The following is a 25162-nucleotide window of genomic DNA, read 5'->3' on the forward strand; positions in this document are numbered from 1 at the left end:
TTGGCGTGTAGGGGACGAAAGGCCCGCGACAGGGTATGCAGGGACTCGGAGAACCCGATGACCAGGTACCCGTCGGGGCGCAGGCAGTCGTACAGGCCGTTGACGATCTTCTGCTTCGCGGCCTCGTCACAATAGATCAGGCAGTTCCGGCAGAAGATCACGTCCATCCCCCGGATCATTTTCAAGCGTGGCGCGTCGTAGAGGTTCACGTGGGCGAATTTCACGAGCCGCTTCACCTTCGCCGAGAGCACGTACTGACCGTCCTCCACGGTGAAGTACTTCTCGAGCAGGGCGGGCGGGACGTTGCGCACGGCGTACGCCCCGTAGATGCCTTTGCGCGCGGTGGTCAGTGCCGCCTCGCTGATGTCGCTCGCTAGCACCTCGATGGACCAGCCCACGAACGCGGGCTGCTCCAGCAGCAGCATCGCCAGCGTGTAGGGCTCGTCGCCCGTCGAGCAGGCCGCGCTCCAGAGGTGGAGCTGCCTGGTGTCCTGGTTCCTCTGGAGCAGGGCGGGCAAGACCAGGTCCGTGAACGCCTGGAGCTGCGGCAGGTCCCGGTAGAAGTACGTCTCGTTGGTCGTGACCAGGTTGAACAGCGCGTGCAGCTCCCGGTCCCGCCACGCGTCGTCGTTGAGCAGGGCGCAGTATTCCTCGAAGGAGGCGCAGTTCCGCTCCTTGAGGCGGGCCTGGAGCCGGCTCTCCAGGACGTATTTCTTGTTGTCCTGGAAGTAGATCCCGCTCTGCTCGTAGATGAAGTTGCGGAGGGCGGCGAACGTGGCCGCGCTCAGCTCCATGGGGTGCGTCCCTCACTCCCCCAGGCCCGCCGCCCACCCATCCCGCGCCAAGACCGCTGCGGCGGCCTCGCGGACGTCAGGCCGCTCGTGCTGACACAGCTCGGCCAGCCGCGCGCGGGCTTGCTCGCCGCCGATCGCGCCCAAGGCCGCGACGGCTCCCCGGCGCAGCCAGGCCGGCTCCCGCGCGCTCGCGGCGATCCGCGCGAGGAGCGGCGCCGCTTCGGTCGCTCCGAGCGCGCCCAGCCGCTCGATCGCCCGGAAGCGCACCCAGGCGTCCGTGTCGCTCAGGCTCTGGGTCATCAGGGCCTGGCGCGTCTCCGCGCAGTCCCAGCGGGCGAGGCCCGCCACGGCCGCCAGGCGCACCTGCTCGTGGTCGTCGGCCAGGGCGAGAAACAGGGGGCGGAACGCCCGCGCATCGTCGAAGCGCCCCAGCGCCGCCGCCGCCGCCTGCCGCACCGTCCACTCCGGGTCGTTCATCGCGTCCCGGAGGGGCTCCAGCCCCTCCGGGAGCCGGGCCAGCCCGATGGCGCGCGCCGCGGCTTCGCGGACCGCGGGCGCCGGATGCGCCAGCAACGGCACGAAGTCCGCCAGGCGGTCGGGGCCCGCGACCCGGACCAGCGTCTCGACGATCGCCTCGCGGACCTCCTGGTAGCGTTCGGTGGTCAGCTTCGCGAACAGCGCCCGCACATCCGCGTCGCGGCCCGCGCGCCCGAGCCGCCGGACCGCCTCGCAGCGGACGTGCCCCGTCGGGTCCTCCACGGCCTCCGCGACCCGATCGAGCGCCTCGGCGGTGCCGATCTCGGCCAGCGCCGCCACGGCGAGCCGGCGCAGCTCCCAGTTCTGGCTCGTCTCGCGCACCGCCGCGAGCGCGGGGACGGCCTGGGGAGCCCGCAGCTCGCCCAGGGCCCGGACCGCCAGGGCGCAGACCGGCTCCTCTTCCGGACGCACCGCCTCGAGCAGGGTCGCGACATCGCCCGTCCCGACCAGCGCCCGCACCGCACAGGCCTCCACCTCTTCCGACGGGCGCGCCCAGCGGCGATAGGCGGCCAAGACGGCGCGCGTGCCGCGCGGATCGCCCAGCCGGCCGAGGCCCGTCATCGCGGACAGCCGCACCGCCTCGTCCGACGGATCCTGGCTCGCTTCCGTCAGGATCGTGAGCCAGACGGAGCGGTCCAGCGCGGCCCAGAGGGCCGCGCCCGTGTCCTCCGGGATCGTGGCCAGGGCCTTGATCAGCGCCGGGCGGAGGTCCGGCTCCGCCGCCGCCGCCAGCTCGAGCAACACCGGCCCGGCGGCGCCGGTCCGGTCCAGCGCCGCGACGGCCTCGATGGCGGCACAGCGCACGGCGCCGCGGCCATCCCGCACGAGGGGCAGGACCGCCGGGAGCGCGGCCGCGTCACCGATCTCAGCCAGCGCGGTGAGCGCGGAGAAGACGACCCATTCCTCGTCCTGGAGCCGCGCCGTGAGCGCCGGCACCGCTTCGACGGCCCGGAGGCGTCCCAGCGCCTCGGCCGCTGCGGCGCGGACGTTCGGGTTCGGATCCTCGAGCCGCGCGACCAGCGGGCCGACCACCCGCGGATCGGGCTGATGCCCGACCGCGTCCACCACCAGCTTGCGGACGTGCGGATCCGGCGCCGTGACCAGGGGCAGCGCCGCGTCGAGCGCCGTGGGCAGGAGCTGCTGGAGCACCTCGACCGCCATGGTGCGAATCGCGGCCGGCGCGCGCAGCAGACCAACAAGCCGCGCGACCACTGCGGGCCCGCCGACCTGGACCAAGCCGTCGATCGCCGCCTGCTGGACGCCGGGATGCTCGTCCTGCAGCGCCGACACGAGCCGCTCGATATCCTGGTCTCGTCCGCGCACCGCCGCGTCGGCCAGGTCCGCGCGCCGCGGCGTGGGATCTGGCCGTCCGGCCCCACTGCCCGATGTGGCTGTCTGGGATCTCGCTCCGTCACCCACGGCTCGGCAGAATTGGGTCTCGCTGCGGGTTGGTCCCGACTCCAGGGAGCGTCGGCTCGGGCCGGGCGCCCCGCGTCATTCGCCGCGCCGACGGCACAGCTTCAGCTCGGTGTTGACGAATCGGACGCAGTCCGCTTGGATCTTTTATCGGCAGTTGCCGCAAAATCTTGAGATGCCTGACGCGTCTCTTGCATCGGCACATCGAGACCGGATTGGCTGGCTGGGTATGGATGCTGCATTCGCTCCGGTGTGGGTCGCACCCGGACCTTGGAGGTTGGCGTAGAGGGAGAGCCATGGCAATGATTCTTTCGGTCGGTTCCGGCAAAGGCGGGGTCGGCAAAAGTGTCCTGGTCGGCAATCTTGGTCTGCTGCTCGCGCGGCACGGCTTCCGTGTCGTCCTGGCGGACTTCGACGTCGGCGGAGCCGATCTGCATATTCTGTTCGGGCTGTTTGATCTGCCGGCCACGTTGACCGATTTCGTGCAGCACCGCGTGTCGTCGCTGGAGACCGTGGCACTCCCGGTGCCGGGCCAGCCACACCTGCGCCTGATTCCTGGGACTGGCGAGACGCTCGCCACGGCCACCCTCCCCGCCGCCCGGAAGCAGCGGCTGATTCGCCGACTCAGGGAGCTGGACGCGGATGTCATCCTCGTGGATGTCGGGGCCGGCACGAGTCCCCACACGTTGGATAGCTTCCTCATGGCAGACTTGCCTCTTGTGGTCACGACGCCGGAACCCACCGCGGTGTTGGACGCGTATCGATTCCTCAAACTCGCCACCCTTCGGCGGGTTCTGTCGGGGTTTCTGGCGCGGGGCGCTGTCGCGGCGGCCATCGCCGATCGGGAGTTTGTGAGCGTGGACGCCATCCTCGACGCCGTCGGGGCCGCTGAGGCCAGCGGCCGGGCGGTGGCGCATCAGCTGCTGGCGACCTTTCGGCCCGCGTTGGTCGTCAACCAGGTCACAGGGCGGGCCCGGGTGAACATCCTCCAGCTCCAGCGCCTGCTCCGAGACTACGTAGGGGGTACCGTGACCTGCTTGGGAGAGGTGCCGGCCGATGACGCTGTCCCGCGAGCCGTGCGGCAGTACTTGCCCGTGGTGGAAGCCTTTCCGACCGCCCCGGCCGTACAGGCGCTCGACCGGATTGCCACGGTCCTTGTCCAGGCGATCCACGCTCACGGCGCGTCACGGTCCGCGGCCCCGCCGGCCGCCACCGTGCCGCCGCGGTCTCTGCGGCCGCCCAGCGAGACCGCCCCCAGGCCGTGTGGGGCGTGACCTGGTGAGGGATGCCTGTGTTCGGGCACTGAGGACCGGCCCGCCTGGCTGCTTCAGGGCCGGCCGGTCACGCGACGGAGGTCGCGTCGCAGCAGGACTGATGCTGGACAGGATGGGGCGCCGCCGACCCGCCTGCCACGGGATCGGCTACCTGGCGTCGGCCACCCTCATCTGTAAGGCGTCCAGCCCCTCGTAGGCGGGATTCAGGCGACGGATGGTTTCATATTCCCGCTTCGCGGCCCCTTGGCATCCCAGTCGCCACCAGACGCTAGCGAGTGCGAAGCGGGCGGCCAGATCCAATGGACGCCGTTCCACATAGGCCATCAGCCGGTCGGCCAGGGGCCGCCACCACTGCAGCGCGGTCCCGGCGCGCAGGAGTCCATGGATCGCTGCCGGCGAATCCGGCTGGGCGTCGTGGGCCGTCTCAAATTGTTCCCACGCCTGGGCGGCTTGGCCTTGGCCCAAGTAGGCGAGCCCCAGTCCCATCCGGATTTGTTGGGGATCCCCGCCCGCCTGACGGGCTCGTTCAAACGTCGTCGCCGCCGCCTGGTTGTCGCCCTGCTGGAGTTGGATCAGCCCCAGCACCACCAAGGCTTCGCCCGTGGGGGGCTGCAGGGCGTTCACGTGGGCCGCGGCCTCGGCCAGCGCGCCGTCTTGCAGTGCCAACCGGGCCAGGGCGAGTCGTGCGTCCGGCGCCTCTTCAATCATCAAGAGCCGTCGCCAAAACGGGGCCGCCTGCGCGGGGATGCCCGCCCATTTGCAGACAAAGGCGGCCCAGCGCAACACGCTGACCTCAGCGGGCCAGTCATCAGGGTTCGCGAGGGCCGCCCGCAGCGCGACGAGGTCGCGTTGCTGGGCGTGCCGTTGCACGGCCGCCACGTGGGCCCACTGCGCGCGGTCCTGCGCCGTCCGGAGCGGTTCGAGGACGGTCCGCACCAGCCCCTGCGCCGTGTGGAGTCGACACGCATAGCCGTCCGGCACCGTCAGCAGATCTTCATCGGGCAGCCACCAGGATTGGCTCCATCGCGTGAACCACCGGTGGCCGTTAGCCTCGTCATGCGTGAACCGGCCCTCCGTTTGGCTTTCCAGGTGATAGAGCACGCTCCGAGGTTGATAGACAATGCGACCGCCCCGGTCACGAATGCGGAGACAGAGGTCCACATCCTCGAACCCGTTGCGATAGGCTTCGTCGAACCCTCCCACCGCTTCATAGGCTTCCCGCCGGACCAAGCAACAGGCCGCCGTGACGGCCTGCAGGTCCCGTCGGCGATTGACGACCGCGGCGTCAGCGGGAAACCCGCGATAGAGGTGATAGGGCCTGAACCAGGTTCGGGAGAACGCGATGCCGGCATGCTGAATGGTGCCGTCTGGGTAGAGCAGCCTGCTGCCGACGATGGCGACCTCCGGATGCTGCTCTGCTTCGTCCACTAATGCGGTGAGCCAACCGGGGAGGGGAATGGTATCGTTGTTCAGAAAGACCAGGTACTGGCCTCGGGCCGCGTGCGCCCCCTGGTTACACGCCGTGGCAAATCCCCGGTTGTCGGGGTTGCGAATGATCTGCACGTCACCGCCGAGGCTGCGGAGGAAGGCAGGGGTTTCATCCGATGAGGCGTTGTCGACCACAATGACCTCGTAGGTCACCCCGTGGGTGACCTGCGCCAGCGCGGTGAGGCATTGCCGGGTTAACTCGACCTTGTTGAACACGGGGATGATGATTGACGCGGTGTAGGGATGCGCCGCGGGTTTGCGGTGTCCCGCCGGGCCCGCCTCCTTGCTGCGGGCCGGGCCCGCCTCCCCGTTGCGGGCTCGGATCTCGTCGCGGACGCCTCGCTCATAGGCGGCTTGCAAGAGCGCCCCGTAGAGGGGATAGAGGATGGTCTGCGCATAGACGTGATCGCCGCGCTGCCCGTTGATTCGGACGGCCCCCAGCGTCGTGAGATTCAGCCGTTCGGCTTCGAGCACGGCGGCCAGCTGGGCCTGATAGGCCTCGTCGGTAGAGCGGTCCGTCTGTTGCAGAAGGGAGCTCGGCAGCACCCATGCGCTGACGTCGGGATGCTTGGCGGCGAAGCGCACCGCCATGCGACCGGCCTGATATTGACGCGCCGCGAACCCCTCGACGGTGATCTCGTGGTGGTGGCGCGTCACGGCCTTGGGGTTGTACTGCAGCCGCAGGCCTTGGCGGGTCAACCGATAGCCCAACTCGATATCATCGTAGGCCGGATAGGTGAACGCTGGATCGAACCACGTCGCTGGCTTGCCGAGCAGGCTGCGCTTGATGGAGACGTTGCTGGTGTAAAACAGCCGAAAATCAGCTTGCCCGTTGCGCACTTCGTGAAACGCGAACTGCTGTCCGCCTTCCGGCGACACGATGTATCGCATCAACGGCGTGACGGTGATGGCCGGTGACCAGTCAATAAATCCCAGCATGGCATCCAGCTCAGCGGGATGCTGCTGATGGAACGTCAGATGGGCTTCGAGGAACGCCGGCTCCGGGATCATGTCGTCGCCCGTGAACACCACGATCTCGCCGCGCGCCGCCTCGATGCCCAGGTTCCGCGCCGCGTTGGCTCCTTGATGGGCCTGGGTCAGGCACCGCAAGGCATACGGCGTCTGGATCTGCTGCAGGACGCGGGGGGTCTCGTCACTCGACCCATCATCCACCACAATGACTTCGAACTGATCGGCCGGGAGGGTCTGGGCCGCGAACGCCGCTAGCGTGCGGGGCAGCACGGTCTGTCGGTTATAGGTGGGAATCACCACGCTGAGGCGCGGCGGGGCTGAGGCGCCGCCGGGCACGCTTGAGCGGGCTGGATCCGCTTCCCCGCGACGGGCCGGGTCCGCTTCCCCGCTGCGGGGCGGGCCCGCCTCCCCGCTGCGGGCCGGGCCCGCCCCGTCGCGGCGTGCTGAGTCGGCTCCCTCGAGGCCCGCCGCGTTGGCCGCCGCGTGGGCCGCCTGCTGGATCCGTGCTATCGGGGTCTCTAAGCGATAGGCCCAGCGGAGCAGCTGCCGGTAATGCTGGCGCGCCAGGCTGGGCTGCGTATCTCCGGCGCCGCCGGGCTGCCGGCGTTGCTGAATCGCAAAGCCGTCTTCCAACCACTGTTTGCCGAGGAGGAGGTCCTCGCGTGTGAGGTGCGGCGTGTGCATGGGGAGTTGATGGCCGCCATAGTCCTGCCAGTCGAACGACTCGATCCACCCTTCACGCTGCGCGTCCGTATAGAGCGGCGTTCCCGGATACGGCGTGATGACGGTGACGCCGATGGAATCGGGCTCGTCGCGCTGAATCAGCTCGTACGTCTCGACGATGGACTCCCGGGTTTCCTGCGGGAGGCCGACCATTAACAGATAATGCAGGCGGATGCCGAGTTGCCGGGTCTGGCGTCGTAGATGAGCGAGTTTGGGAACGGTCAAGCCTTTTTTGCCGTGCCGATGCTGCATGACGCGTTCATCGCCGGTTTCGACTCCGATGAGCAGCCAGGTGCAGCCCGCCGCTCGCATCTGTTCCAGGAGGGGGTCGCTGAGGCAATCCACGCGCGTTTCACAGGCCCATTCCAGGGCCCACCCGGCCTCCCGAATCCGCTCACAGAGCTGGATGATGCGGGCCTGGTTGAGGGTGAAGGTGGCGTCGCGGAAGTAGAGCTTCGTGATGCCGAGGTCTTCCACGATTGTGCGGAGTTCGGAGACAATGCGGTCCGGGGATTGGGCCCGCCACTTGGTGCCTTCCACCAAGGGATACGGACAATAATACCGGCAGGGATACGGACACCCCCGGCTGGTTTGTAGGGTTGCCACCGGCTGACCGAGCAATGGGTATCGATACCGGGCATTGGGTAACAGATCGCGCGCCGCCACGGGCAGGCGGTTCAGATCCTGGACCGGTTCCCCAGGGTCCCTCTGCACGATGCCGTGCTCGAGCCAGGCACAGCCCCGGCGCGTGCGACCGGCAACGAGATCGCCAATGCTCAGGTCGGCCTCGCCGTAAATCATCAGATCGGCTCCGCTGTGGCGTAACAGGGTCTGCAAGACGCCAGGGTCCTGCACGGCCGTTTTGCCAAACACTTTGGCCGTCGGATGACGACGGCGCAGGTCAGCCAGCAACGCCGTATCGTGGGTCCATGTCGGTAACGAGACCGTCGCAATGAGGACGTCCCAGGACGTCCCCTCGAGGTGGGCGCAGGTGCTCGCGGCGTCCAACCCGAGTGGATCGGCGTCGAGGAGCTGGACCGCGGCACCGTGCTGGCGTAACGAGGCTGCCCAAATGGCCAGATCCAGCGGGGGCAGGAGCATCGCGGCGTGACTGTCGAAGCCCAAGCCTCCCGCCATGCTGCGACTGATGGGACGAACCGTCAGGGAGGGGCTGTTGATCAAGGCAATGCGCATGGGTGATGACGCTCCGGATTGGCTGCGTCCTGGTTGCCCAGGGCGCGGGCTGTCTCTCTGCCGGGCCGCACGGCGGGGTCGGCCCCCGCCGCCGGCCGGGCCGGTTCCTGCGCTGCCGGCCGGGCCGGTTCCTGCGCTGCCGCCGGCGGGCCGGCCCGCCCGGCACCGGGAGGACCGGTGGGCGAGGCTGAGCGGAGGCCCGGTCCAGCAGCGTCGCCAAGAGGCCGCTGGCCTCGTATCCCTGCACCGTGGCCGCCAGCCCGCGCTCGATGGACCATCGGGCGTACGGGCCGATCGCCGTGCACAGACGGCCCGGGTGGTAGACGCGATGACTCCGTTCGGGGGGCCCCATGAGGAAGTAGGCCCAATCGGCTGGGAGCGTGGCCGTTGGCGGGCCCGACGCCGGGTCCCCGTTGGACCCGGCGGGCCGCCAGTCCGGGAGCCCCATCAGGTCGGCGAGGGTGTGAAGCCACTCGCCCACGGTCACCGCGTGAGGCCCTGGCAGCAGATAGAGTCCGGTCAGGCGCCGATCGATCGCGCGCATGATCGCTTCAAGGAGGTCGTCGATATACAGGGGTTGGAAGCGCCGTTGGGCCAGTGCCGGCCAGACGCCAGCCACGGTCTGAGGCTGCACCAACGCCAGGAGCGACGAGGCGACCAGCCAGCGGCTGCCAGGTCCATAGACATTACCGATGCGGAGGATGAGGGTCTGTCGCGCCATGGAGTCCCCCCAGGCGGCCACGAGCGCCTCGGCCGCCGCTTTGGTCTGGCCATAGGCTGAGACCGGCCGGCGTGGCCCGGTTTCAGCCAGGGGACTCTCGGCCGGTGACCCGGGCCCTTGCGCTTCGATGCTACTGGCCAAGACAAAGTAGGGCACGTTGAGCTGGGTGGCGAGGGACAAGGCTCGCCGGGTCCCCTCCACATTCACCGCCCACGAGGTCGGACTGCTGACCGAGACATCGGCGGCGAGATGACAGAAGACTTGTGCCGGCTCAAGGTGGGCTGGATGCGGCAGGCCGCGCGCCGAGGCCAGATCGCACGGGACCACCGTCGCCCCTTGGTGCGCGAGGGCGCGGGCCCGCGGCGCCTCTCCCTGTCGGGTCAAAATGGTGACGCGGGCCCCCGAGGCCAGGAACCGGGCACTGAGGCCGGAGCCGATAAACCCGGCGCCGCCGCTCACAATCAAATGGTGACTCGAAGCTGATCCAGCTGGGGACATCGCCCACTCGCAAGGACTCCGGCGATTGCCATCTGGGACGCGTGATGCGTTGTTGACTATAGCAATTCTTCTGCCACGGCCGTTCCTGCCATCCCACCTCAGTTTGGAGGAGGGAGCGGCGTCGTGTCCGCCCCTCGGCTGGGTCAATTTTGCCTAGTCGGCGACCGCATCTCGGTCCCTGTGGGTCGGGGGTTGCCCGGGCGCGGCCCCGACTTCAGTTTTCGGCTTTGTCTGCCGATATGTGGTTCAGATCGACTGGATTCCCCGAGTCGGATCGTTCGGGTCCGTTGGCCGGGATCCTGGCGCCACATATCCGATGCCTCTCGACGAGCTTCCACCGGTCGGAGCCGGAGTCAACGCACTGCTTCCGTTGTCTCTCACGGGTGTCGTTCGGACTGGGACCGTGACGTCCCGCATGTCGGGTGCGGATTCCGCCCCTGCGCTGGCGGCCGGGCCGCCCCCCGCGCTGGTCCGAGGGGAATCCGTCCATCCCCTCATGATCGCCTCGCTTGTCTATTTGCAGTTCGAGATCGATCGCGCGACCCATCAGGTGGTGGTCTCCGTCATCAATCAGGACACCGGCCAGGTCATTCGGCAGATCCCCCCCGAGGTCCAGCTGGCTCTGGCCGCCTACTTTCGTGACGTGACGGGCACCCTGCTGAACCGGAACGGCTAACTGTATGGCGCACGAGCCGATGAGACCCCGCCAGCTGGCGGACATGTATGGATGGCATGTCGTCTTCCAGGCCTCACCGGTTGAACGCGTGTTGCTGCTCTATGACCGAGCGATTGTGTTGCTCAAGCAGGCCACCGCGGCCCTCGCCGCTCATCAGCTCCGAGAGAAAGGGGAAGCGCTCAGTCGCGCGCTCGACATCCTCGTCTATCTCCACGCCAGCTTGGATCACGACCGGGGTCTTACCATTGCGGCCCGACTGGACCAGCTCTATCGGTATATGCTCTGGCGGCTCACCACGGCGAACCTCGCCAACGACCCTGTGGGGGTCGCCGAAGTAATCCAGTTACTGGCGACGCTGCGCGAAGGGTGGCAGGGCGTCGTGCGGGCCGCGGCGTCGGCCCCGCAGCCCCGGGCGGCGTCACGGCTCTGATCCCCACCCCCGTCCGCGCCGCGCCCGGCCCTCCGCGGCGTCCGCCTCCGCTCAGTCCGCCATGGTCGGGGTGAGGGCAGCCGACGCCCGGCTGTCCGTTCGAGTCGCCGGTCCCGTGTCGTGGTCGGCGGCAGGACCCCGATCTGACGGAGCGTGTGGTGCAGATGGACCAGTCGCTGGTGCTGGGCCACCACGACTCGGAGCTGATACGCCAGGACGGCGTGCGCGACCCGCGCCTGGTCCAGCACCTGCTGATCCCGTGTGCAGAGGGCGTCGGCCTGAACCGCCGTCACCAGGCCCTGGGCCAGGACCCCGGCACGATGGTGATACCAGGTGAGGCCCGCCGCCCAGCGCCCGGTGCGGGCCGCCTGCCGGGCCCGCTCCGTGATGACGTCGAGTCGATCAGCCGACCCGCCGGCCGGCGGCGCTTCCCTGGGCGTGGGGGACTGGGGCATGGGGCCCCGAGCCACTCAGCGGAGTTGCGTCCACAAGGTCAGGGCCTGCATCTGACTGTTCAGGGTCCGCAGCACGGCATCGAGTTGCGCGAATTGCTGCTGCAGCGAGGCCTGATACTGGCTCACCTGATCCTGTTGCTGTTGGATCGCGTCACTCAGTTTGGCGAGCTGTTCGGTCAGCGACTGCTGCCGGGCCGGGAGCGCGCCGGACGCCGGATCTTGCAGCGCGTTCACCGCGTTGACGAGCCGCTGGCCAACGCCCGGGGTGCTGGGACTCCCCACAAACAGGGCCTGGACCGCCGCCGCGTTGGCGTTCACCGCCGCGTTCAGCTGGGACTGATCGAGCGAGAGCGTGCCATCCCGCTGCACGCTGAGGCCAATGGCGCCCACGCCGGTGAAGGGCCCCTCCCCGGGGACGGAATCCAGCAACGCGCGGCGGAGTTGCTGGATCGTCGTGCGCGCTGCCTGTTCGCTGAAGAACGGGCCCCCTTGGTGGGTCGTGGGATTGTACGTGGCGTTTTGGTTCAGATACGTGACGAGGTCGTTGTAGGCGCTGACCAGGGAGGCTATCGGGGTGGTGATGGCGCTGACATCCCGGGTGACGGTCAGGGTGACCGGCGCGGTGGAGACCGCTTTGAGGGACAGGGTGACCCCAGGCAGTGCATCGGTGATGGTGTTGCTGGCCCGCTGAATGGTGAGGGGCGACTGGGCGGGATTCCCGAGCAGGATCACGGCGTCCTGCGCGGCCTGTAAGGTCACCGTCCCACCGGATCCGGTCTGGTTCAGGAAATCCAGACTGGTGGTGTCGTTGGTGATGGTGATCGCGTTGCTCGCGCCGGTGTTCGTCGCGGTCAACACCAGCCGGTACGCAGGGTTGGTCGCAGTGCCGGTATTGACGATGGACGCGGTCACTCCGGCGGTGAGCGCATTGATGCTGGTCGCCAGATCCGTGAGCGTGGCGCCGGCGGCGAGCGTGATAGTTTGTGGCGCGCCGCCCCCCACCTGAAACTCAAACGTGGCCCCAGTTGTCGTGAGGCTGGTTGTGGGGGATGCTACTGCGGTCGCGGCGGTATTGGTGATCACCTGCGCGGTCGCCAGCTGTTGCACCTGAAGCATCGTACTCCCGGGGACGGCTGAGGCCGAGGCGGAGGCGACCACCACCGTCGGATCGCTGACGCTGGCCGTGTTCTGCGTGAAGCTGGTTGGCGTCGCCAGCGACTGGGCGAGGCGCTGCACCGTTGTCAGTTTCGCGCTGAGGGTCGTGTAATCCGATTGGAGCGTCTGGAGCGCCTGTTGCTTGGTTTGCAGGCGGGTGATGGGGACCTGCCGGAGCTGCACGAGCTGGGCAAGAAGCTGCCCGTAGTCAATCCCGTTGCCAAGTCCGCCGACGCTGAGGGGAGGGATCGTGCTCATGGTCGCCGTCTCCGGGGTCTCCGGGGGTCCCGCGATCCGCGAGGCCTCTGCCCTTCACGGGAGGGGCAGCAGGGATAGAGGCCGCGTGGGGATTCGATGCCTGGAACGGCGCGCCGGGGTGGGCGCCCCGGCGCGCCGCCGATTACCGCAGCAGCGTGAGCGCAATCTGCGGCAAGGTATTGGCCTGCGCCAAGACCGCGGTCCCGGCTTGGACCAACACCTGATTTCGTGTGAACTTCGCCGTTTCCGCCGCAATGTCGGCATCTCGCAGCACGGAATCGGCCGACTGGAAGTTTGTGGTACTGACCTGGAGATTGCTGACGGTCGCCTGCAACCGATTCTGGTAGACCCCGTAGGTGGCTTGGGCCGACGCGACGTTGTTGAGCGCCGTATCCAAGGCGGCAATCGCGCTCTGGGCATTGGCGGCGGTGCTGATGTTCACCGCACTGATGCCCAACGAGGCCGTGTGCAGATCGGTGAGACTCAGGGACAGCTGGTCGTTGGCCGAACTCCGGAACCCGATTTGCAGCGTGACGGTTTGGCTTCCGCTGAGCAGTTTGACCCCGTTGAACTCGGTGGTCTCCGCAATCCGATCGATTTCGGATCGAAGCGCTACAAACTCGTTGTCGAGATAGCTCTGCGATTGGCTGTCGAGGGTCCCGCTCGAGGCCTGGACGGCCAGCGCGCGCATCTGCGACAACAAGTTGGACATGGTGCCCGCGGAACTATCGGCGACCTGCAAGAGACTGACGCCGTTGTTCGCGTTCGCGATGGCTTGATTGAGCGAGCTAATTTGGGCACGGAGATTGATCGAGATCGCCAGGGCCGCCGGATCGTCCGCCGCTGAGTTGACCCGAAGCCCCGAGGAGAGCCGCTGGACCGACTGCGACAAGGCTTGGGTGTTCCTCGACAGATTCAGCTGGGCGATGAGCGAGGCGACGTTCGAGTTAATATCGAGACTCATTGGATTCACTCCCTGTTAAGGGTGGATGCTGTGGGCGACTGTCTCGGGATCCCTTGTGCTTCCTTATCGGCAGGTTGGGGCAATTCTTGAGCTCCCTGCCCCAACGGTCGGTCTTCGGCGGCGGGGGCCTCAGGCCAAGCTGACGCCACGCGGGCGGCGCCGCCCGCGCGCGTCAGCTGCGGCAGGATCTCGTAGTCCAACTGATCCGCAATGCGCACCAGATCCCCGGCCGTTCTCGCCTCCAACACTGCGGTCATCCACGTGGTCCAGTGCGCGATCTCCTGCGCCGGCACGAGCCCGTAGGGGTGGACGGTGAGGGTCCATTCCACATAATCCGCCAGACAGCCCAGCCAGCGGTCGAGCGGCTGCAGCGCCGTCGCCCCCACGCGAAGCTGGTGGCTGATCCGGGCTCCCTCCTCAGCCAGCCAGGCGGCGTACTGGGTGGCGGCGGCCACACTACGGCGGACGAGGTCTTCAATCGGCTGGGAGATGGCCCGGACCATCCCCGCGCGCCCCACCGGCTCGGCCAGGAGCTCGGGCCGTATCTCGCGATCGGTGATGATCCGGTCGCCAATCGTCAGCTGCGTGATGAGCCGGTGCTGGGCCGCCGCTCGGTCACTAAGCTCGGTCAAGACGGATTCCAGCGACTGCGACTCGGCGACGTCCCAGGTCTCGTGATCGAGGTAAATGCGCATGGGTAGACTCCTTTCGTGGAGGCCTGGCGGGCGGCGGCTGGCTGAGGCGCGTGATGGCTGCCGCGATTGTGGCGATCCGACGATGCCATTGCCGATAAGCCTCGACCTGTTGCCAGGCCATTGCTGACACCTCAGCAGCGTCGAGGCTGCGGAGCTGTTCCAGCAGCATCACGGTCACCGGTTGGGTGGCCGACGAGGACAGGCCGATCGGGAGGATCGACTGCGCGTCCTGGTCGAGGCGAGTCTGGTGGGCGTGCAGCTCGGTCACCGGGAGTGGCGACCGACTGGCGACCGCCGCCACCTGCCGGGCTTGTCGAACCAGGCGCGGGCCCGCCGTCCGCAACGTCTCCAGGACTGGTCTGATGGTGTCAAGATCAGGAGGCGGCCCCGGGACCGGGATCCGGCTCGGGCTTCCGGTCAAGTCCTCGTACCAGAACCGTCGCCACCACCATCCATACCAGGTCAGCAACGGATCCTCGTGCCCCATGCGCAAGCGGAAAGCGCCCAGGCCGTCTTCGTCGATCGTTGACTCATAGACCCGGACGTCGCTGGACCAGGCCGGAAAGGCCGCGTGGCCTAAGCGGGCCAGCCCAAGGTCCACCACCAGCTCTGGGGGAATGCGTCGTTTGCAGGCCTGGTCCACGCAGATGCGATGGAAGCTACAGGGGGCACAGGCCAGGTCCGCTTGAATCACGAGATGCCCGGGGCCATACGGGCCGGTTTCGCGAAAATCCACGGGACCAACCGACAGGTTGATGACTGGGGTCCCGAGTGCGACCGCGAGATGCATGGGCCCAGTATCGTTGGTGATCAGGAGCTGGCACTGCGCCAGCACGGCCATCAACTGGGGCAAGGTGGTGCGGCCCACCGCCTGAATGACCGGGACCCGACCGGCAGTCGCGCGGTCCACGCGCTGGGCATAGGCCGTCAGCGCGGCCTGCGCCGCTGGCTGTTCTGGGGCGGTCCCCAGGAGGATGAAGCCACTGGTGGGGTCCCGCCGCCCCCAGATGGCCAGCAGGTGCCCGAAGCTCTCCGGTGTCCAGGCTTTGGCAGGGTCGCTGGCGCCGAGATGGACGGCGATCCAGGTGCGGGGCAGGGCCCCCGGCGCCCCCCGACCGGTTGGGGTGGGCCCGGCGCCGCTGGCGGCGTCGGGCCCGGCGTGGGCTCGGCGAGCGCGCGCCGCTTCGGCGGCGAGCCAGGGCTGGATCCAGTCACGCTCCGAGGGCGGCACCGTGAGGGAGAGCGGGACGAAGGCCCCCGGGCCGCTGCCGCCGAGCGCATAGAGGTCCACGAGATTGAAGCGATTGAAGGGCCGGTAGCGGGCGAGATTCGCAAAATAGGTCATCCAGGATCCGCGACAGATGATGGTCCCGTCGGGCGCCGCCGTCGCGCCTCGCACGTCCCGACCGCTGAGGACCGCGGTGAGCAACGCGCTCGGACGCGTGAAGGTCAGATTGATGATCCGGTCATAGTGCGTCTCGATGAGGGGCGTGACCCAGGCAGTCAGCTCAGCGCACAAGGCCACCACGGATCGGCCGTGCATCCGAGCTTCCACGAGCAGCCGTTGAAAATCATAGGCGATCACGCGCCGCACCCCGCTGAGGAGCGCCGCCATCGGCGCACAACTCGTATCCACGAGCAGATCCACGGCCATATCTGGCCGTTCCTGGTGCAGCCGGGTCACGAGGGGGCCGGTCTGGACCAGATCCCCAAGCCGGGTCACATTGATGATCAGCACTTGCTTCATAAAACCCCCGCAAGGAAACCCGCGACTTCAGTCGCGGGAGGAATGGCGGTTGCGCGAGGCGCACCATGTGGTGTCCCATGTTGCCCATGGTCGATGTTGTTACCAATAGGAATTGTGTCTATCAAACGGCCTACCATGTGATCTGGTGTCCGAAGTATCGGCATGACGTCCTGACAGGGGCGGTGGCAAAGGAAACGGGAACGATGCTGGACGCGATTTGCATGGAGCGAGGATGGCCGGTCAGTTCCAAAGAAATCCAGCCAGACCATATCCACCTGTTCGTCAGCATCCCACCCGCTGTCGCCGTGGCCGATGCCGTCAAGGTGCTCAAGGGCATGACGGCGCGTCTTCTGTTTCAGCGCTTTCCGGCGCTCAGGGGCCGGCTCTGGGGCGGTCACCTGTGGTCGCCATCCTACTACGTGGGCACCGCCGGCAATGTCAGCGCCGAAACCATCCGGCGCTACATCGAGCGCTCCGAGCATGTCACCAAGAGGCGCTGAGCCATGATGCGCACTGCGTCGATCAAGCTTGATGCTTCGCCTGAGCAGGCGGCACGCCTTGCGGCCTTGCAAGCGGCCTACGCCGACGCCTGCAACCGACTGGTGCCGATCGTGCGCGAGCATCGGGTCTGGAACAGGGTTGCGTTGCACCAGCGTGCGTACTCGATGCTGCGGGCAGCAACGCCGCTGGGCAGCCAGATGTGCTGCAACGCCATTTTCTCGGTCTGCAAGGCGTACAAGACGCAGAAGGCTCTTGGGCGCATCCGCAAAGACGCCGAGGTTCCGGGAATCCGCTTCGACCGAGCTTCTGTGCATTTCGACAAGCGCACCTACTCCCTCAAGGGCGAGACGGTTTCGCTCAACACCCTCTCCGGCCGCATCACGGTTCCCATGCGTCTGGGCGAGCATCAGCGTCGGATCCTCGAATCCGGGCCGTCTAGGGAAGCCGAACTCGTCTTTCGCAAGGGGTGCTGGTACTTCAACCTCGTCGTCGAGTCTGGCGACATCGAGCCGCGTGCTTCCGGTCCTGTGATGGGCGTGGATGTGGGCGAGAACAACCTCGCCGCCATCAGTACGGGCCAGGTCTTTGGCGGCGGGGAACTGCGTCATCGACGCGACACATACCTTGCCCTGCGCCGCCGTCTTCAGTCCAACGGCAGCCGCAGCGCCAAGCAGAAGCTGCGGCAGGTCTCCGGCAACGAGGCGCGGCGCGTCAAGCAGATCAACCACGAAACGAGCAAGAAGATCGTCCAGGCCGCGATCGAGGCGGGTGTTACCAAGATCGTGATGGAGGACTTGACGCACATTCGCAGCCGCATCAAGGCAGGAAAGCGCGTGCGAGCTAGGTTGCATCGCTGGGCCTTCCGGCAGCTTCAGCGCTGTGTCGAGTACAAGGCGAAAGTGGCCGGTATCGCGGTCGAGTACGTCGATCCGGCTTACACGAGCCAGATCTGCTCCTGCTGTGGCGAGATCGGCAAGCGCATCAAGCATCGTTTCGTGTGCGAACAGTGTGGTCTCCGGGCGCACGCCGACTTGAATGCCAGTCGAAACCTTGCCCGGATTGGCGGAACGGCAGTTCCGCCAAGGGCGGCTGTAAACACGCCTGATGTTCCAGTAAGTGGCCATGCTGCTTGCTGAGAATAAAGCCTTCGACTTCAGTCGAGGGTTGTTTACGAGCCCCCTACACCACCAGATCCTTGGTGTCCTGCCGATATTCATCGAGCAGCAGGACCAGCAATTCGTCTCGAGACAAGCGGGCCAGCGGCCCTTTGCGCCGAATCTGGGCGGCAAGGTCTTTGATCTCGACCCGCTGCATCGGCGGAACGGTCCGCAAGGTGGCGGCCAACGCCGGCGGACAGAGGGCATGCTGCGCGAGCCTCCCCGCCTGCCGGTCCCCCCGAAGCAGGGCCCCAATCCGATCCGGCTGCGCCACGCCGAGGTGGGCGAGGAGGGTGTGCATCCGCTGCACATAGGTATGGTCGGCCAGGACGCGGCGACGGGCGGCCTCCCCCATGTGCCGGCGCGCTTCCGGCTCATGCACAAAGCGTCGGATGAGCGGGACCATTTCGTCGGCGGTGCGAAAGACGGCCACCTCGTCGGCGGTGAAAAGGTCCGGCAACAGCGTCCGCTTGTCGACCACCTGAAACGCCCCGCAGGCCGCCAGCTCAAAGGTCCGCGGATTGACATAATCCCCCTGAGGATCCACCCCATCGCCCGTCCAGGAATGGAGATTCACGTTGACGGCGGTCGCATTGAAGATTTTCACGCAGAGGTCGGGGGCGAGCCAGGCGCCACGGCGTTGCCACGCCGGCTGCAGCGCGTCGGCACCGTCCCATTCGGTCCCCCACAGCTTAAACGTCCACTCCGGTTGCATGAGACGCGGGAAGAGCTGCCGGCGGTTCCGGTAGCCGGTCCCCACAAACGCGACATCGGCGCCGAACTCGCGGACTTCCTCTGGGGTCAGGGTCACTGGACGATGCACCAGCGGATCGGCGGCCACGGGCAAGTAGCTGACCTGCTGGGCTCCAGCCTGACGCAATGCCTCCAGGCAGGTGCCCTGTTGAATCACAAACCAAAACTCATAGCCGGTGGCCAGTTGTTGCCAGTAGGTGAAATGCCGGGCATTCTCGACAAACCAGATCGCGGTCACGAATCGATGGCGGCGCAGTCGTTCGAGGATGGGGAGGGTTAGCGGCGCTTGCGCCAGAGCAAGGACCACGTCCGGGGGATCTTCGGCCAGCCGAGCCACGGTCCACCAGCCAAGCGTTTCGGTGAGTCGGGCCTGCACCGTCGCGCGCATCCGCGGATCGGTCAGCTGGTCCATGGCTTGCACACTGGGTGCATGCACTTGCTGATCGATCCAGGTGACGCGATGGCCCAAGTGTTCCAGCGCCGACACGGTATAGTGCGCGATGGGGAGCGAGCCGCCCGCGACGGGGCCCACCACAGCGATGTGCAGCTGCCCGCTGGCTTGAGCGGCCAGGTGGCGTCGCAGCGCGGCCTCGATCTGCTCGTAGGCGGCGGCATGCGGGCGCGCCGCCGGCGGGAAGGGACAGAGCCGGAGCGGTGGGGGCAGGGCGGCCACCTGGTCGGCGATCGCGTGGGGAGGGCCCCAGGCCCACGTCACCTGGGTGATCCACTCGGTGAGTGGGCGTGCCTGACAGGCATCGTACAGAGCCCGCACGTCTGGCACCAGCAGCACGAGGGACGTCTGTGGGGGCAGACAGCGGCACAAGGCTTCCGCATGGTAGAGCAGGCCAACGCCCACGATGACCACGGTTTCCCCGGGCTGCCAGCGTCGCCGCTGTTCCTGGGCCCAGACCTCCGCCTCCGACCACGGGTCATAGGCGCTATGGATGTGGCGTCCGTCGAACCGTGCCGTGGGCAGGCCGTTCTTGGCTTCTTGGACCGTGAACATCCCGCCGGGGACCGTGCGCAGATGCGCGGCCAGGGCGGGATCCCGCTGGGCGATTCGTTCAAGGTTGGTATTCCACCACGGTGCACTCATGGACGTTCCTCCGGGGTGTCGATGGAGCGGAAGCGGGTTCTGGCGGACAGGGTGCCAGCGGGGCGGGTCTGGCCTCGCCGCCGCTGGCCGCCCGGAGGGTGGTCCACACCCGTGCTCGGGGATCCTCCGCCTCCATCACCCCATCGGGCTGAATAAATGAGACGCCCAGGTGATCGAGACGACTGCGATACAACGACCACCCGGGGGGCCGGCGGCTGGCCGATGCGTTCAGCAACAGCGCCACACTCTCGGCGATCGGCCAGGAGGTAGGTGGGAGCGGCTCTGTCGCGCGCGTCTTCCCATCGGCGGTCGGGCCGCCCCCCGCGCCAGCGGTCGGACCGCCCCCGGCGCCGGAATCGGGCTCCGCCTGCCACACCCAGTGCCCTTCTCCATAGGGACCGGTTTCATGCACACGCGCCCCTGCGATATAGAAGCCGAGCGCCTGAGCCCCGAGCGCGACCCCCAGGTGAAGCGGGCCCGTATCTGCTCCCACCACCCAGGCGCATTGCGCCAACACGGCCGCGAGCTGCCTCACGTCGGTGCGGCCGACAACGTTCCACAGGCGGCTTTGCAGCATGGGGGGCAGCGCCGTCTGAATCGCCCAGCCCGCTTCGTGTTCCCCGGCGCCGCCCACGAGGACCGCGCGGCCCGCGGAACAGGCCGTCAGCCAGCCGGTTAACAAGGCCGCCCACACGCGCGGGGGGATTCGGCGGGAGGGCGCCCCCGCGCCCACCACGAGGGCCAGTCGGATCCCGGTCCCCTGCAGAAATCGGTCCAGGGTTCTCGGGAGTGGCACCGTCGGCGCGGGCAGGGTGGGCGCACAGCCCGGTGGGGGCACTCCACACAGTCCGCACCAGGCGTCGGATAAATGGATCCGATTCGCGCCCCGATGGGCCGCCACCTGCCGGAGATAGGCCGCCCAGGGGGGCAACTGGCGATGCAGGGGCCCGTACGCGCCTGGACCGATCACCTGGGTGCCCAGCAGATGGGCCAGCAGGATCGCCCGTGGGTGCGCGTTCAGGTTCCACACCATCTCGTAGGGCTTGGACACGAGCCGCTGGAGGACGCTCTCGGCTGCCGCGATCCCCCCGTGCTTGGCCAGCCAGGTCCATACCAGTCCGTCCCAGGCGATCACCTGCGACACGCCAGGCGCCTGTTCCGCCAGCGGGCGCAGGGGCGCCGGGCAGAGCAGGTCCAGCGCCCGCGCGCGCCCGCTCCGGTGGAGCGCCAAGAGGACCGGCAGGGTTTGCACCAGATCGCCTAATCGAGCCAGTTGGAGCACCAGCGCGCGCATGCCGAATCCCTACCGCAAGAACTGCAAGAGCGAGGTCTGCAACAGTCTGGCCAGTGCGGCCTGGGCCGCCTGGATCGCATACTCCTGCGTGGCCAGCGCGGTCACCACTTGGCTGATATCGGCGTCTTGATCCTGCGCGCGTGCTTGCGCGAGGGCGTCGCGCGCCGTTGTGAGGTCGTCTTGCGTCGTCTTCAGGCGGTTGGCCGCCGCGCCGAGTTGCGCCTGGGCCCCAGTCACCTGGGCGATCGCTTGATCGAGGGCGCTCACGCTTTGGGTGATGCCGTCGCGGTCCTGCCCCTGCAGCGCCGTCAGCAGGCGTTTCAGCGACGCAAACAGATCCGTGGTCGGCCCGGAGAACACGGCTTGGCCGGGCAGCGTGGTCATGACGGGGGGGCCGGCATCGATCGGAATGCGGGGCAGTCCCGTATTGCCTTGATATTGAAGCCCGGTGCGCACCGCATACCGATCGCCGGCGGCCGGGCCAGTGGGGCCGCTCGTCAGCGTGACGGCCAGCCCATCGAACCGGATGGCCTGACCCGACACATACGGCTGATGGGCCTGGACTACGGTGGACGCCACGGCGACGGCCACGGTGTCGCCGCGCTGGGGCCCGCCGCCCGGTCCATCCTGCAGGATGACCCGGAGGCCATCGAAGGTGATGGCCGCGCCGGATTGGTAGGCGTTGTCGCTCGACACCACTGCGCCGGTCGTCCGGTCCCGAATCGTGTACTGCGTGTCCGACGTGAACACGATCTCATAGTCGTCGAGGGTCAGTGCCGTCGGATCGACGACAGTTGCGCTGGCCACCCGCATCTGGCCACGATTGGTGGACGCCGCGGTGGCCGTCACGGGAGCCGACACGTTGTAGACGGACACGCTCGAGGCAGACTCGAATTTGATCACATAGTCGTTCAGGGTGGCCTGGGTGGCGTCGTCAATCTGGCCTTGGGAGATGGTGGCGTCTCCGGTGTTGGTGGGGGCCGCGGTGGCGAAGGCTTGCAGGGCATAGGGCGCGGCGCCGGTGGTCGTGCTGCCCCCATTGAAGCCCAGCTCCCCTCGCGCCGTCCCGCCGGTGACCGTGACGGTCGAGCGGGGCCCCGCGCTCGTGGAGACGATGACGAGTCGGCCGTCCTCATACGTGACTGTGACGCGTTTCCCGGCCGCGCGGAGGGTTGCGTCCGTGTTGATCTGGGCTTCTACCAGGGCGGCTGCCGCTGGACCGCTGTAGGTTCCCGCTGGCAGCGTGATCACGCCCGAGGCGATCCCATCCACGGACACGTGGAGCGTGTCCGTGCTCCCGCCGGTAATGGTTACCGGCGTCGTGAGCGTCGTCCCCGTGGCGCGGCCGCGGGTGCTGGTCCCCGTGAAGAGGGCCTGCCCGTCGGTGGTGGTGTTGGCCAGGCCTTGCAGCTCGAACAGCAGCTGCCGGATTTCCCCCGCACCGGCGGCCCGCGCCGGTGGTCCGCTCAGGTCGCTGCTCAACTGGACGGCCAGGGTCTTCGCCCGCGCCAAGACATTGGTGACGGCGGTCAGCGTGTGGTCGGCCATCTGGAGCTGCCCGGCGCCCGCCTGAGCATTGCGGAGCCACTGGTCCATCTGCGCGAGCGACGCGTTTCGTTCGACGAGGCGGCTATACGCCACAGGATCGTCCGACGGGGCGTTCACCCGCTTGCCTGAGGCCAGTTGTGTTTGGGCCGCCAGCAAGGTCGCCCGGGCCTGCTGCATCGAGGTCATCAGGATTCCAAAGAGCTGTTGGTCTGACACTCGCATTGGGGTCCTCGCTGGCTCCGTCTCACTCGGTGCGGCGGTGCTCAGGGGCTTGTCGGACGCCGGGTCCGCGCAACGGATCACCGCTTCATGGAGACAATCGTTTGCAACAGGTCGTCGGTCATCGTAATGATCCGAGCGGCCGCCTCGAAGGCCCGTTGCTGGGCCAGCAGATTGACGAGTTCCTCGTCCAGCGACACGCCGGACACCTGCGCCCGGGTGGCTTGCAGGTGATCCTGGATCGCCTGCTCGGCCTTGAGGTCGCCGTCTGCCTGGTTGGCGGTCGCGCCCAGGGTGGCCGCCGTCCGCGCGTAATACTGGCTCATCGTCAGGTTGTCGAGTGCCGCCAGCACGGCGGTCGGGAGCGTTCCCAGGGCCAGGGCGTTGGCGCCGTCGCCGGGCACGCCCGCGGCGCGGTCTGCGGCCGCGACCTCGTTCGGGTCCGTCAGCGCGACGCGTATCGTCGCGGCCGTGGTCCCGGTGGCGTCGAAGAACGCCTGGCCGGTCGAGCCGTCCAGGCCGTAGCCCGCCGCATGCTGGTCGTTGACCTGCGACACCAGGGTGGCTGCGAGGCGGTTGACCGCGTCGAGGAGCCCTGCGATCGTCGTGTCGCGCATGATGAGCAGCCCAGCCAGTTGGCCCCCGGTGAGTTCTGACGACAGATCAAGCCGCTGGCCCGTTGATTCATCCGGGTAGAGCACGGCGAGGTGGCCGGTGGGGGACGCGCCCGCCTGGCCCACGAGGGCATAGGCGGTATCGCCCGACACGAGCACGTGACCGTGTCCCACCAAGACGGTGAGGCGGCCCGGCGTCTCCTCGAGCGTAGAGACCGCAATCTGGTTTCCCAGCTCATTGAGCAGCTGGGTCCGCCGATCCAGCAAGTCGTTGGGGGTCTGCCCGCTCGCCTGGGCCCGTGCGATCTGCTGGTTCAGGGCTGCGATCTGCTGGGCCTGGGCGTTGATGGTGGCGAGGGTCTCGCCGACTTGGCGATCCACCATCCCTTGTGTCTCAGTCAAGAATGCGGCCATGCGATGGAACTGCTCCGTCAAGGCGGTGGCTTTGGCCAGCAGGACGGTGCGGGCGGCCGCGTCGGCCGGATGGGTCGCGACATCGTGCCAGGCTGCGAAGAAGGCGTTGAGGGCGGCCCCGAGGCCTTGATCCGCCGTGTCGCCGAATTGGGTTTGGAGCTGGGTCAGTGTCTGCTGAATGACGGTGAGCCGCCCGAGCTGGGCCTGTGAGGCGAGCCGCTGCTGCTCTACGACGGCATCCACCGCGCGTTGAATGCGCGTCACCGCCACTCCAGTTCCAAGCTGCCCAGGGTGTGCCTCCATCGGCATGGTGGTAGCGAGCTGCGCTGTCTGTCGGGAATACCCCGGCGTGTTCACATTGGCGATATTCTGCCCGGTGACGGCCAGGGCCCGCTGGGTGGCCAGCAACGCGGATTTTCCGATGCTAAGCAGGGCCAACACGTCGGACATGGGTTCTCCTTTTGGCTCGACGAGCGGACGACCGGAGGCCGGCGATCCGTGCCGTCTGGACCCTCCTCTGGTTCTCCTGAACCTCCCTACGGCTAAAACCCGGGGGGGTTCTGAGGGGAACCACCTCTCCCCTCTCCCCTCTCCCCGGCTCTCGTCACAGGCTTGCGCATGGGCGACAGCATCCGGGGCCTCGGCTTGGGCTCTCCCCTCTTCTGCGGGCGATCCGCTGTCAGGCGCCGTGGCCGGCCGGGCCGGTCCCCCCGCGGCCGGCCGGGCCGGCCCGTTTCCGCGACGTAGCCGGGGGCCTAGCGAACGGCGTCCGCTAACACGTTCCGGATGATGGCCTCCGCCACGGCCTGGCTGCTCACCTGATAGGTGCCGGCCTCAATGGCCTGCCGGATCTGCTCGACCCGTGCGGCACGGGGTTCATCCGGCGCCTCAGCCAGCGCCTTGAGCCGCTGAATGTCCCTCGCATGTTGGGAGATGGCGACCTGATCCTCGGACGCCCCCGGGTGCGACGGCCGGCTGTTGGCGGCCCGGCCCGGCTCCTGCGTCCCCAGGAGCAGTCGGCTCAGCGCTCCTGCGCTCCCATATCCAGCAATGTCCATAGCTGTCCCTCTCCGCCAGTCGGGCCCCCGGGGTGGGCAGCTCCCCTACGGGCCCAACTTCTTGTATGCCAGTTTCCTTATCGGCAGATCGGGGCTACAATGTTACGGTCCAGCTCGGTTCAATCCGAGGCCGGCCCTCCCGTCACCCCGGCGGACGCCAGGGTCCAGCATTGTCCTGGATGCTGGCGTTCGCTGGCATGACGGAGTCGGAGGCCAGGTTCTCTTCCAAGAACTTCGCGAGCCCGAGCCCCCCCGCCTGGGCGGCGAGTTGTCCGATCTCCTGGTCATAAAAATAAGAGTAGTGATCGGCCGCCCGGCTCGGCAGGATCCCCTTCGGCACGGTTTCCCGCATGACCTTCATGAGGTACGCGACGAAATAGGCCTCGAATGCTTGCGCGGCCTTCCGGATCTCTGCGCGGCTCCCGCCGTCCGAGGCCCGGAGCGATCGCTCGGCGGGGAGCCCGGTGGCGAGTGCCGGCCTCGCCAGCTCGTCAGAGCGCGGCATCCAGGA

At 67.9% G+C, this 25162-nt stretch carries 17 protein-coding genes and 2 pseudogenes; 5 read left to right on the forward strand and 14 right to left on the reverse strand.

The features are described from left to right. Positions 1 to 23: 23 nt before the first annotated feature. Both ACWHYQ_RS00005 and ACWHYQ_RS00010 read right to left on the reverse strand, forming a co-directional pair. Positions 24 to 794, reverse strand: a pseudogene (locus ACWHYQ_RS00005) (CheR family methyltransferase); the annotation flags it as partial. Between the two features lie 12 nt (positions 795 to 806). After that, entirely contained in the window at positions 807 to 2750 is a 1944-nt protein-coding gene (locus ACWHYQ_RS00010; RefSeq protein WP_447973759.1) for a HEAT repeat domain-containing protein, read from the reverse strand. Between the two features lie 293 nt (positions 2751 to 3043). On the opposite strand from ACWHYQ_RS00010, the gene ACWHYQ_RS00015 reads away from it, so the two are divergent. Beyond that, positions 3044 to 4021, forward strand: a complete 978-nt coding sequence (locus ACWHYQ_RS00015; RefSeq protein WP_447973760.1) for a P-loop NTPase — start codon at positions 3044 to 3046, stop codon at positions 4019 to 4021. 147 nt (positions 4022 to 4168) lie between these two features. On the opposite strand, the gene ACWHYQ_RS00020 is transcribed toward ACWHYQ_RS00015, so the two are convergent. Together ACWHYQ_RS00020 and ACWHYQ_RS00025 are read right to left on the reverse strand one after the other, a co-directional pair. Next, positions 4169 to 8398: a glycosyltransferase gene (locus ACWHYQ_RS00020; protein ID WP_447973761.1), complete on the reverse strand. Its 4230-nt coding sequence runs from the start codon at positions 8396 to 8398 to the stop codon at positions 4169 to 4171. Positions 8399 to 8873: 475 nt separating this feature from the next. Beyond that, positions 8874 to 9617: pseudogene (locus ACWHYQ_RS00025) on the reverse strand (NAD-dependent epimerase/dehydratase family protein); the annotation flags it as partial. Between the two features lie 415 nt (positions 9618 to 10032). Here ACWHYQ_RS00025 and ACWHYQ_RS00030 point away from each other — a divergent pair. Both ACWHYQ_RS00030 and fliS read left to right on the forward strand, forming a co-directional pair. Beyond that, positions 10033 to 10293 (forward strand): flagellar protein FlaG, encoded by a 261-nt coding sequence (locus ACWHYQ_RS00030; protein WP_447973762.1) that lies wholly within the window; start codon positions 10033 to 10035, stop codon positions 10291 to 10293. A 19-nt stretch (positions 10294 to 10312) separates the two neighbouring features. Continuing rightward, positions 10313 to 10723, forward strand: a complete 411-nt coding sequence (gene fliS, locus ACWHYQ_RS00035; protein ID WP_447973763.1) for a flagellar export chaperone FliS — start codon at positions 10313 to 10315, stop codon at positions 10721 to 10723. A gap of 470 nt (positions 10724 to 11193) precedes the next feature. Here fliS and fliD read toward each other — a convergent pair whose 3' ends face one another. From fliD to ACWHYQ_RS00055, 4 genes are all read right to left on the reverse strand, one after another. Then, complete coding sequence (gene fliD / locus ACWHYQ_RS00040; protein ID WP_447973764.1) at positions 11194 to 12591, reverse strand: flagellar filament capping protein FliD; 1398 nt, start codon at positions 12589 to 12591, stop codon at positions 11194 to 11196. A gap of 142 nt (positions 12592 to 12733) precedes the next feature. Beyond that, positions 12734 to 13555 carry a flagellin N-terminal helical domain-containing protein gene (locus ACWHYQ_RS00045; protein ID WP_447975606.1) on the reverse strand — a complete coding sequence of 274 codons (822 nt, stop codon included), beginning with the start codon at positions 13553 to 13555 and terminating at the stop codon, positions 12734 to 12736. A 5-nt stretch (positions 13556 to 13560) separates the two neighbouring features. Continuing rightward, complete coding sequence (locus tag ACWHYQ_RS00050; RefSeq protein WP_447973765.1) at positions 13561 to 14250, reverse strand: hypothetical protein; 690 nt, start codon at positions 14248 to 14250, stop codon at positions 13561 to 13563. After that, the gene (locus ACWHYQ_RS00055; protein ID WP_447973766.1) at positions 14174 to 15997 is read right to left on the reverse strand and encodes a glycosyltransferase family 9 protein; all 1824 of its coding nucleotides are present in this window, start codon (positions 15995 to 15997) and stop codon (positions 14174 to 14176) included. The genes ACWHYQ_RS00050 and ACWHYQ_RS00055 overlap by 77 nt, the downstream gene beginning before the upstream one ends. An 86-nt stretch (positions 15998 to 16083) precedes the next feature. Between ACWHYQ_RS00055 and tnpA the strand changes: the two genes are divergently transcribed. After that, positions 16084 to 16497, forward strand: coding sequence for an IS200/IS605 family transposase (gene tnpA, locus ACWHYQ_RS00060; RefSeq protein WP_447975607.1), 414 nt, complete (start codon positions 16084 to 16086; stop codon positions 16495 to 16497). 3 nt (positions 16498 to 16500) lie between these two features. Beyond that, positions 16501 to 17634 (forward strand): RNA-guided endonuclease InsQ/TnpB family protein, encoded by a 1134-nt coding sequence (locus ACWHYQ_RS00065; protein ID WP_447973767.1) that lies wholly within the window; start codon positions 16501 to 16503, stop codon positions 17632 to 17634. Between the two features lie 43 nt (positions 17635 to 17677). Here ACWHYQ_RS00065 and ACWHYQ_RS00070 read toward each other — a convergent pair whose 3' ends face one another. From ACWHYQ_RS00070 to ACWHYQ_RS00095, 6 genes are all read right to left on the reverse strand, one after another. Then, complete coding sequence (locus tag ACWHYQ_RS00070; RefSeq protein WP_447973768.1) at positions 17678 to 19504, reverse strand: CgeB family protein; 1827 nt, start codon at positions 19502 to 19504, stop codon at positions 17678 to 17680. Then, a complete protein-coding gene (locus ACWHYQ_RS00075; protein ID WP_447973769.1) occupies positions 19473 to 20798 on the reverse strand; it encodes a glycosyltransferase family 9 protein in 1326 nt (441 codons plus the stop codon). The genes ACWHYQ_RS00070 and ACWHYQ_RS00075 overlap by 32 nt, the downstream gene beginning before the upstream one ends. Before the next feature lie 9 nt (positions 20799 to 20807). Further along, on the reverse strand, positions 20808 to 22568 hold the full coding sequence (locus ACWHYQ_RS00080; RefSeq protein WP_447973770.1) for a flagellin N-terminal helical domain-containing protein: 1761 nt from the start codon (positions 22566 to 22568) through the stop codon (positions 20808 to 20810). Positions 22569 to 22645: 77 nt separating this feature from the next. Beyond that, the gene (flgK, locus tag ACWHYQ_RS00085; protein WP_447973771.1) at positions 22646 to 24043 is read right to left on the reverse strand and encodes a flagellar hook-associated protein FlgK; all 1398 of its coding nucleotides are present in this window, start codon (positions 24041 to 24043) and stop codon (positions 22646 to 22648) included. A gap of 305 nt (positions 24044 to 24348) precedes the next feature. Next, a complete protein-coding gene (gene flgM / locus ACWHYQ_RS00090; protein ID WP_447973772.1) occupies positions 24349 to 24651 on the reverse strand; it encodes a flagellar biosynthesis anti-sigma factor FlgM in 303 nt (100 codons plus the stop codon). A 142-nt stretch (positions 24652 to 24793) separates the two neighbouring features. Then, complete coding sequence (locus ACWHYQ_RS00095) at positions 24794 to 25156, reverse strand: rod-binding protein (RefSeq protein WP_447973773.1); 363 nt, start codon at positions 25154 to 25156, stop codon at positions 24794 to 24796. Between the last annotated feature and the right edge of the window lie 6 nt (positions 25157 to 25162).

The sequence above is a fragment of the Nitrospira sp. Kam-Ns4a genome (assembly GCF_965152595.1).

Coding starts and splice junctions, on each gene's coding strand:
- ACWHYQ_RS00015 (WP_447973760.1), top strand. CDS start 3,044: ATGGCAATGATTCTTTCGGTCGGTTCCGGCAAAGGCGGGGTCGGCAAA.
- ACWHYQ_RS00020 (WP_447973761.1), bottom strand. CDS start 8,398: ATGCGCATTGCCTTGATCAACAGCCCCTCCCTGACGGTTCGTCCCATC.
- ACWHYQ_RS00030 (WP_447973762.1), top strand. CDS start 10,033: ATGTCGGGTGCGGATTCCGCCCCTGCGCTGGCGGCCGGGCCGCCCCCC.
- fliS (WP_447973763.1), top strand. CDS start 10,313: ATGAGACCCCGCCAGCTGGCGGACATGTATGGATGGCATGTCGTCTTC.
- fliD (WP_447973764.1), bottom strand. CDS start 12,591: ATGAGCACGATCCCTCCCCTCAGCGTCGGCGGACTTGGCAACGGGATT.
- ACWHYQ_RS00045 (WP_447975606.1), bottom strand. CDS start 13,555: ATGAGTCTCGATATTAACTCGAACGTCGCCTCGCTCATCGCCCAGCTG.
- ACWHYQ_RS00050 (WP_447973765.1), bottom strand. CDS start 14,250: ATGCGCATTTACCTCGATCACGAGACCTGGGACGTCGCCGAGTCGCAG.
- ACWHYQ_RS00055 (WP_447973766.1), bottom strand. CDS start 15,997: ATGAAGCAAGTGCTGATCATCAATGTGACCCGGCTTGGGGATCTGGTC.
- tnpA (WP_447975607.1), top strand. CDS start 16,084: ATGGTCGATGTTGTTACCAATAGGAATTGTGTCTATCAAACGGCCTAC.
- ACWHYQ_RS00065 (WP_447973767.1), top strand. CDS start 16,501: ATGATGCGCACTGCGTCGATCAAGCTTGATGCTTCGCCTGAGCAGGCG.
- ACWHYQ_RS00070 (WP_447973768.1), bottom strand. CDS start 19,504: ATGAGTGCACCGTGGTGGAATACCAACCTTGAACGAATCGCCCAGCGG.
- ACWHYQ_RS00075 (WP_447973769.1), bottom strand. CDS start 20,798: ATGCGCGCGCTGGTGCTCCAACTGGCTCGATTAGGCGATCTGGTGCAA.
- ACWHYQ_RS00080 (WP_447973770.1), bottom strand. CDS start 22,568: ATGCGAGTGTCAGACCAACAGCTCTTTGGAATCCTGATGACCTCGATG.
- flgK (WP_447973771.1), bottom strand. CDS start 24,043: ATGTCCGACGTGTTGGCCCTGCTTAGCATCGGAAAATCCGCGTTGCTG.
- flgM (WP_447973772.1), bottom strand. CDS start 24,651: ATGGACATTGCTGGATATGGGAGCGCAGGAGCGCTGAGCCGACTGCTC.
- ACWHYQ_RS00095 (WP_447973773.1), bottom strand. CDS start 25,156: ATGCCGCGCTCTGACGAGCTGGCGAGGCCGGCACTCGCCACCGGGCTC.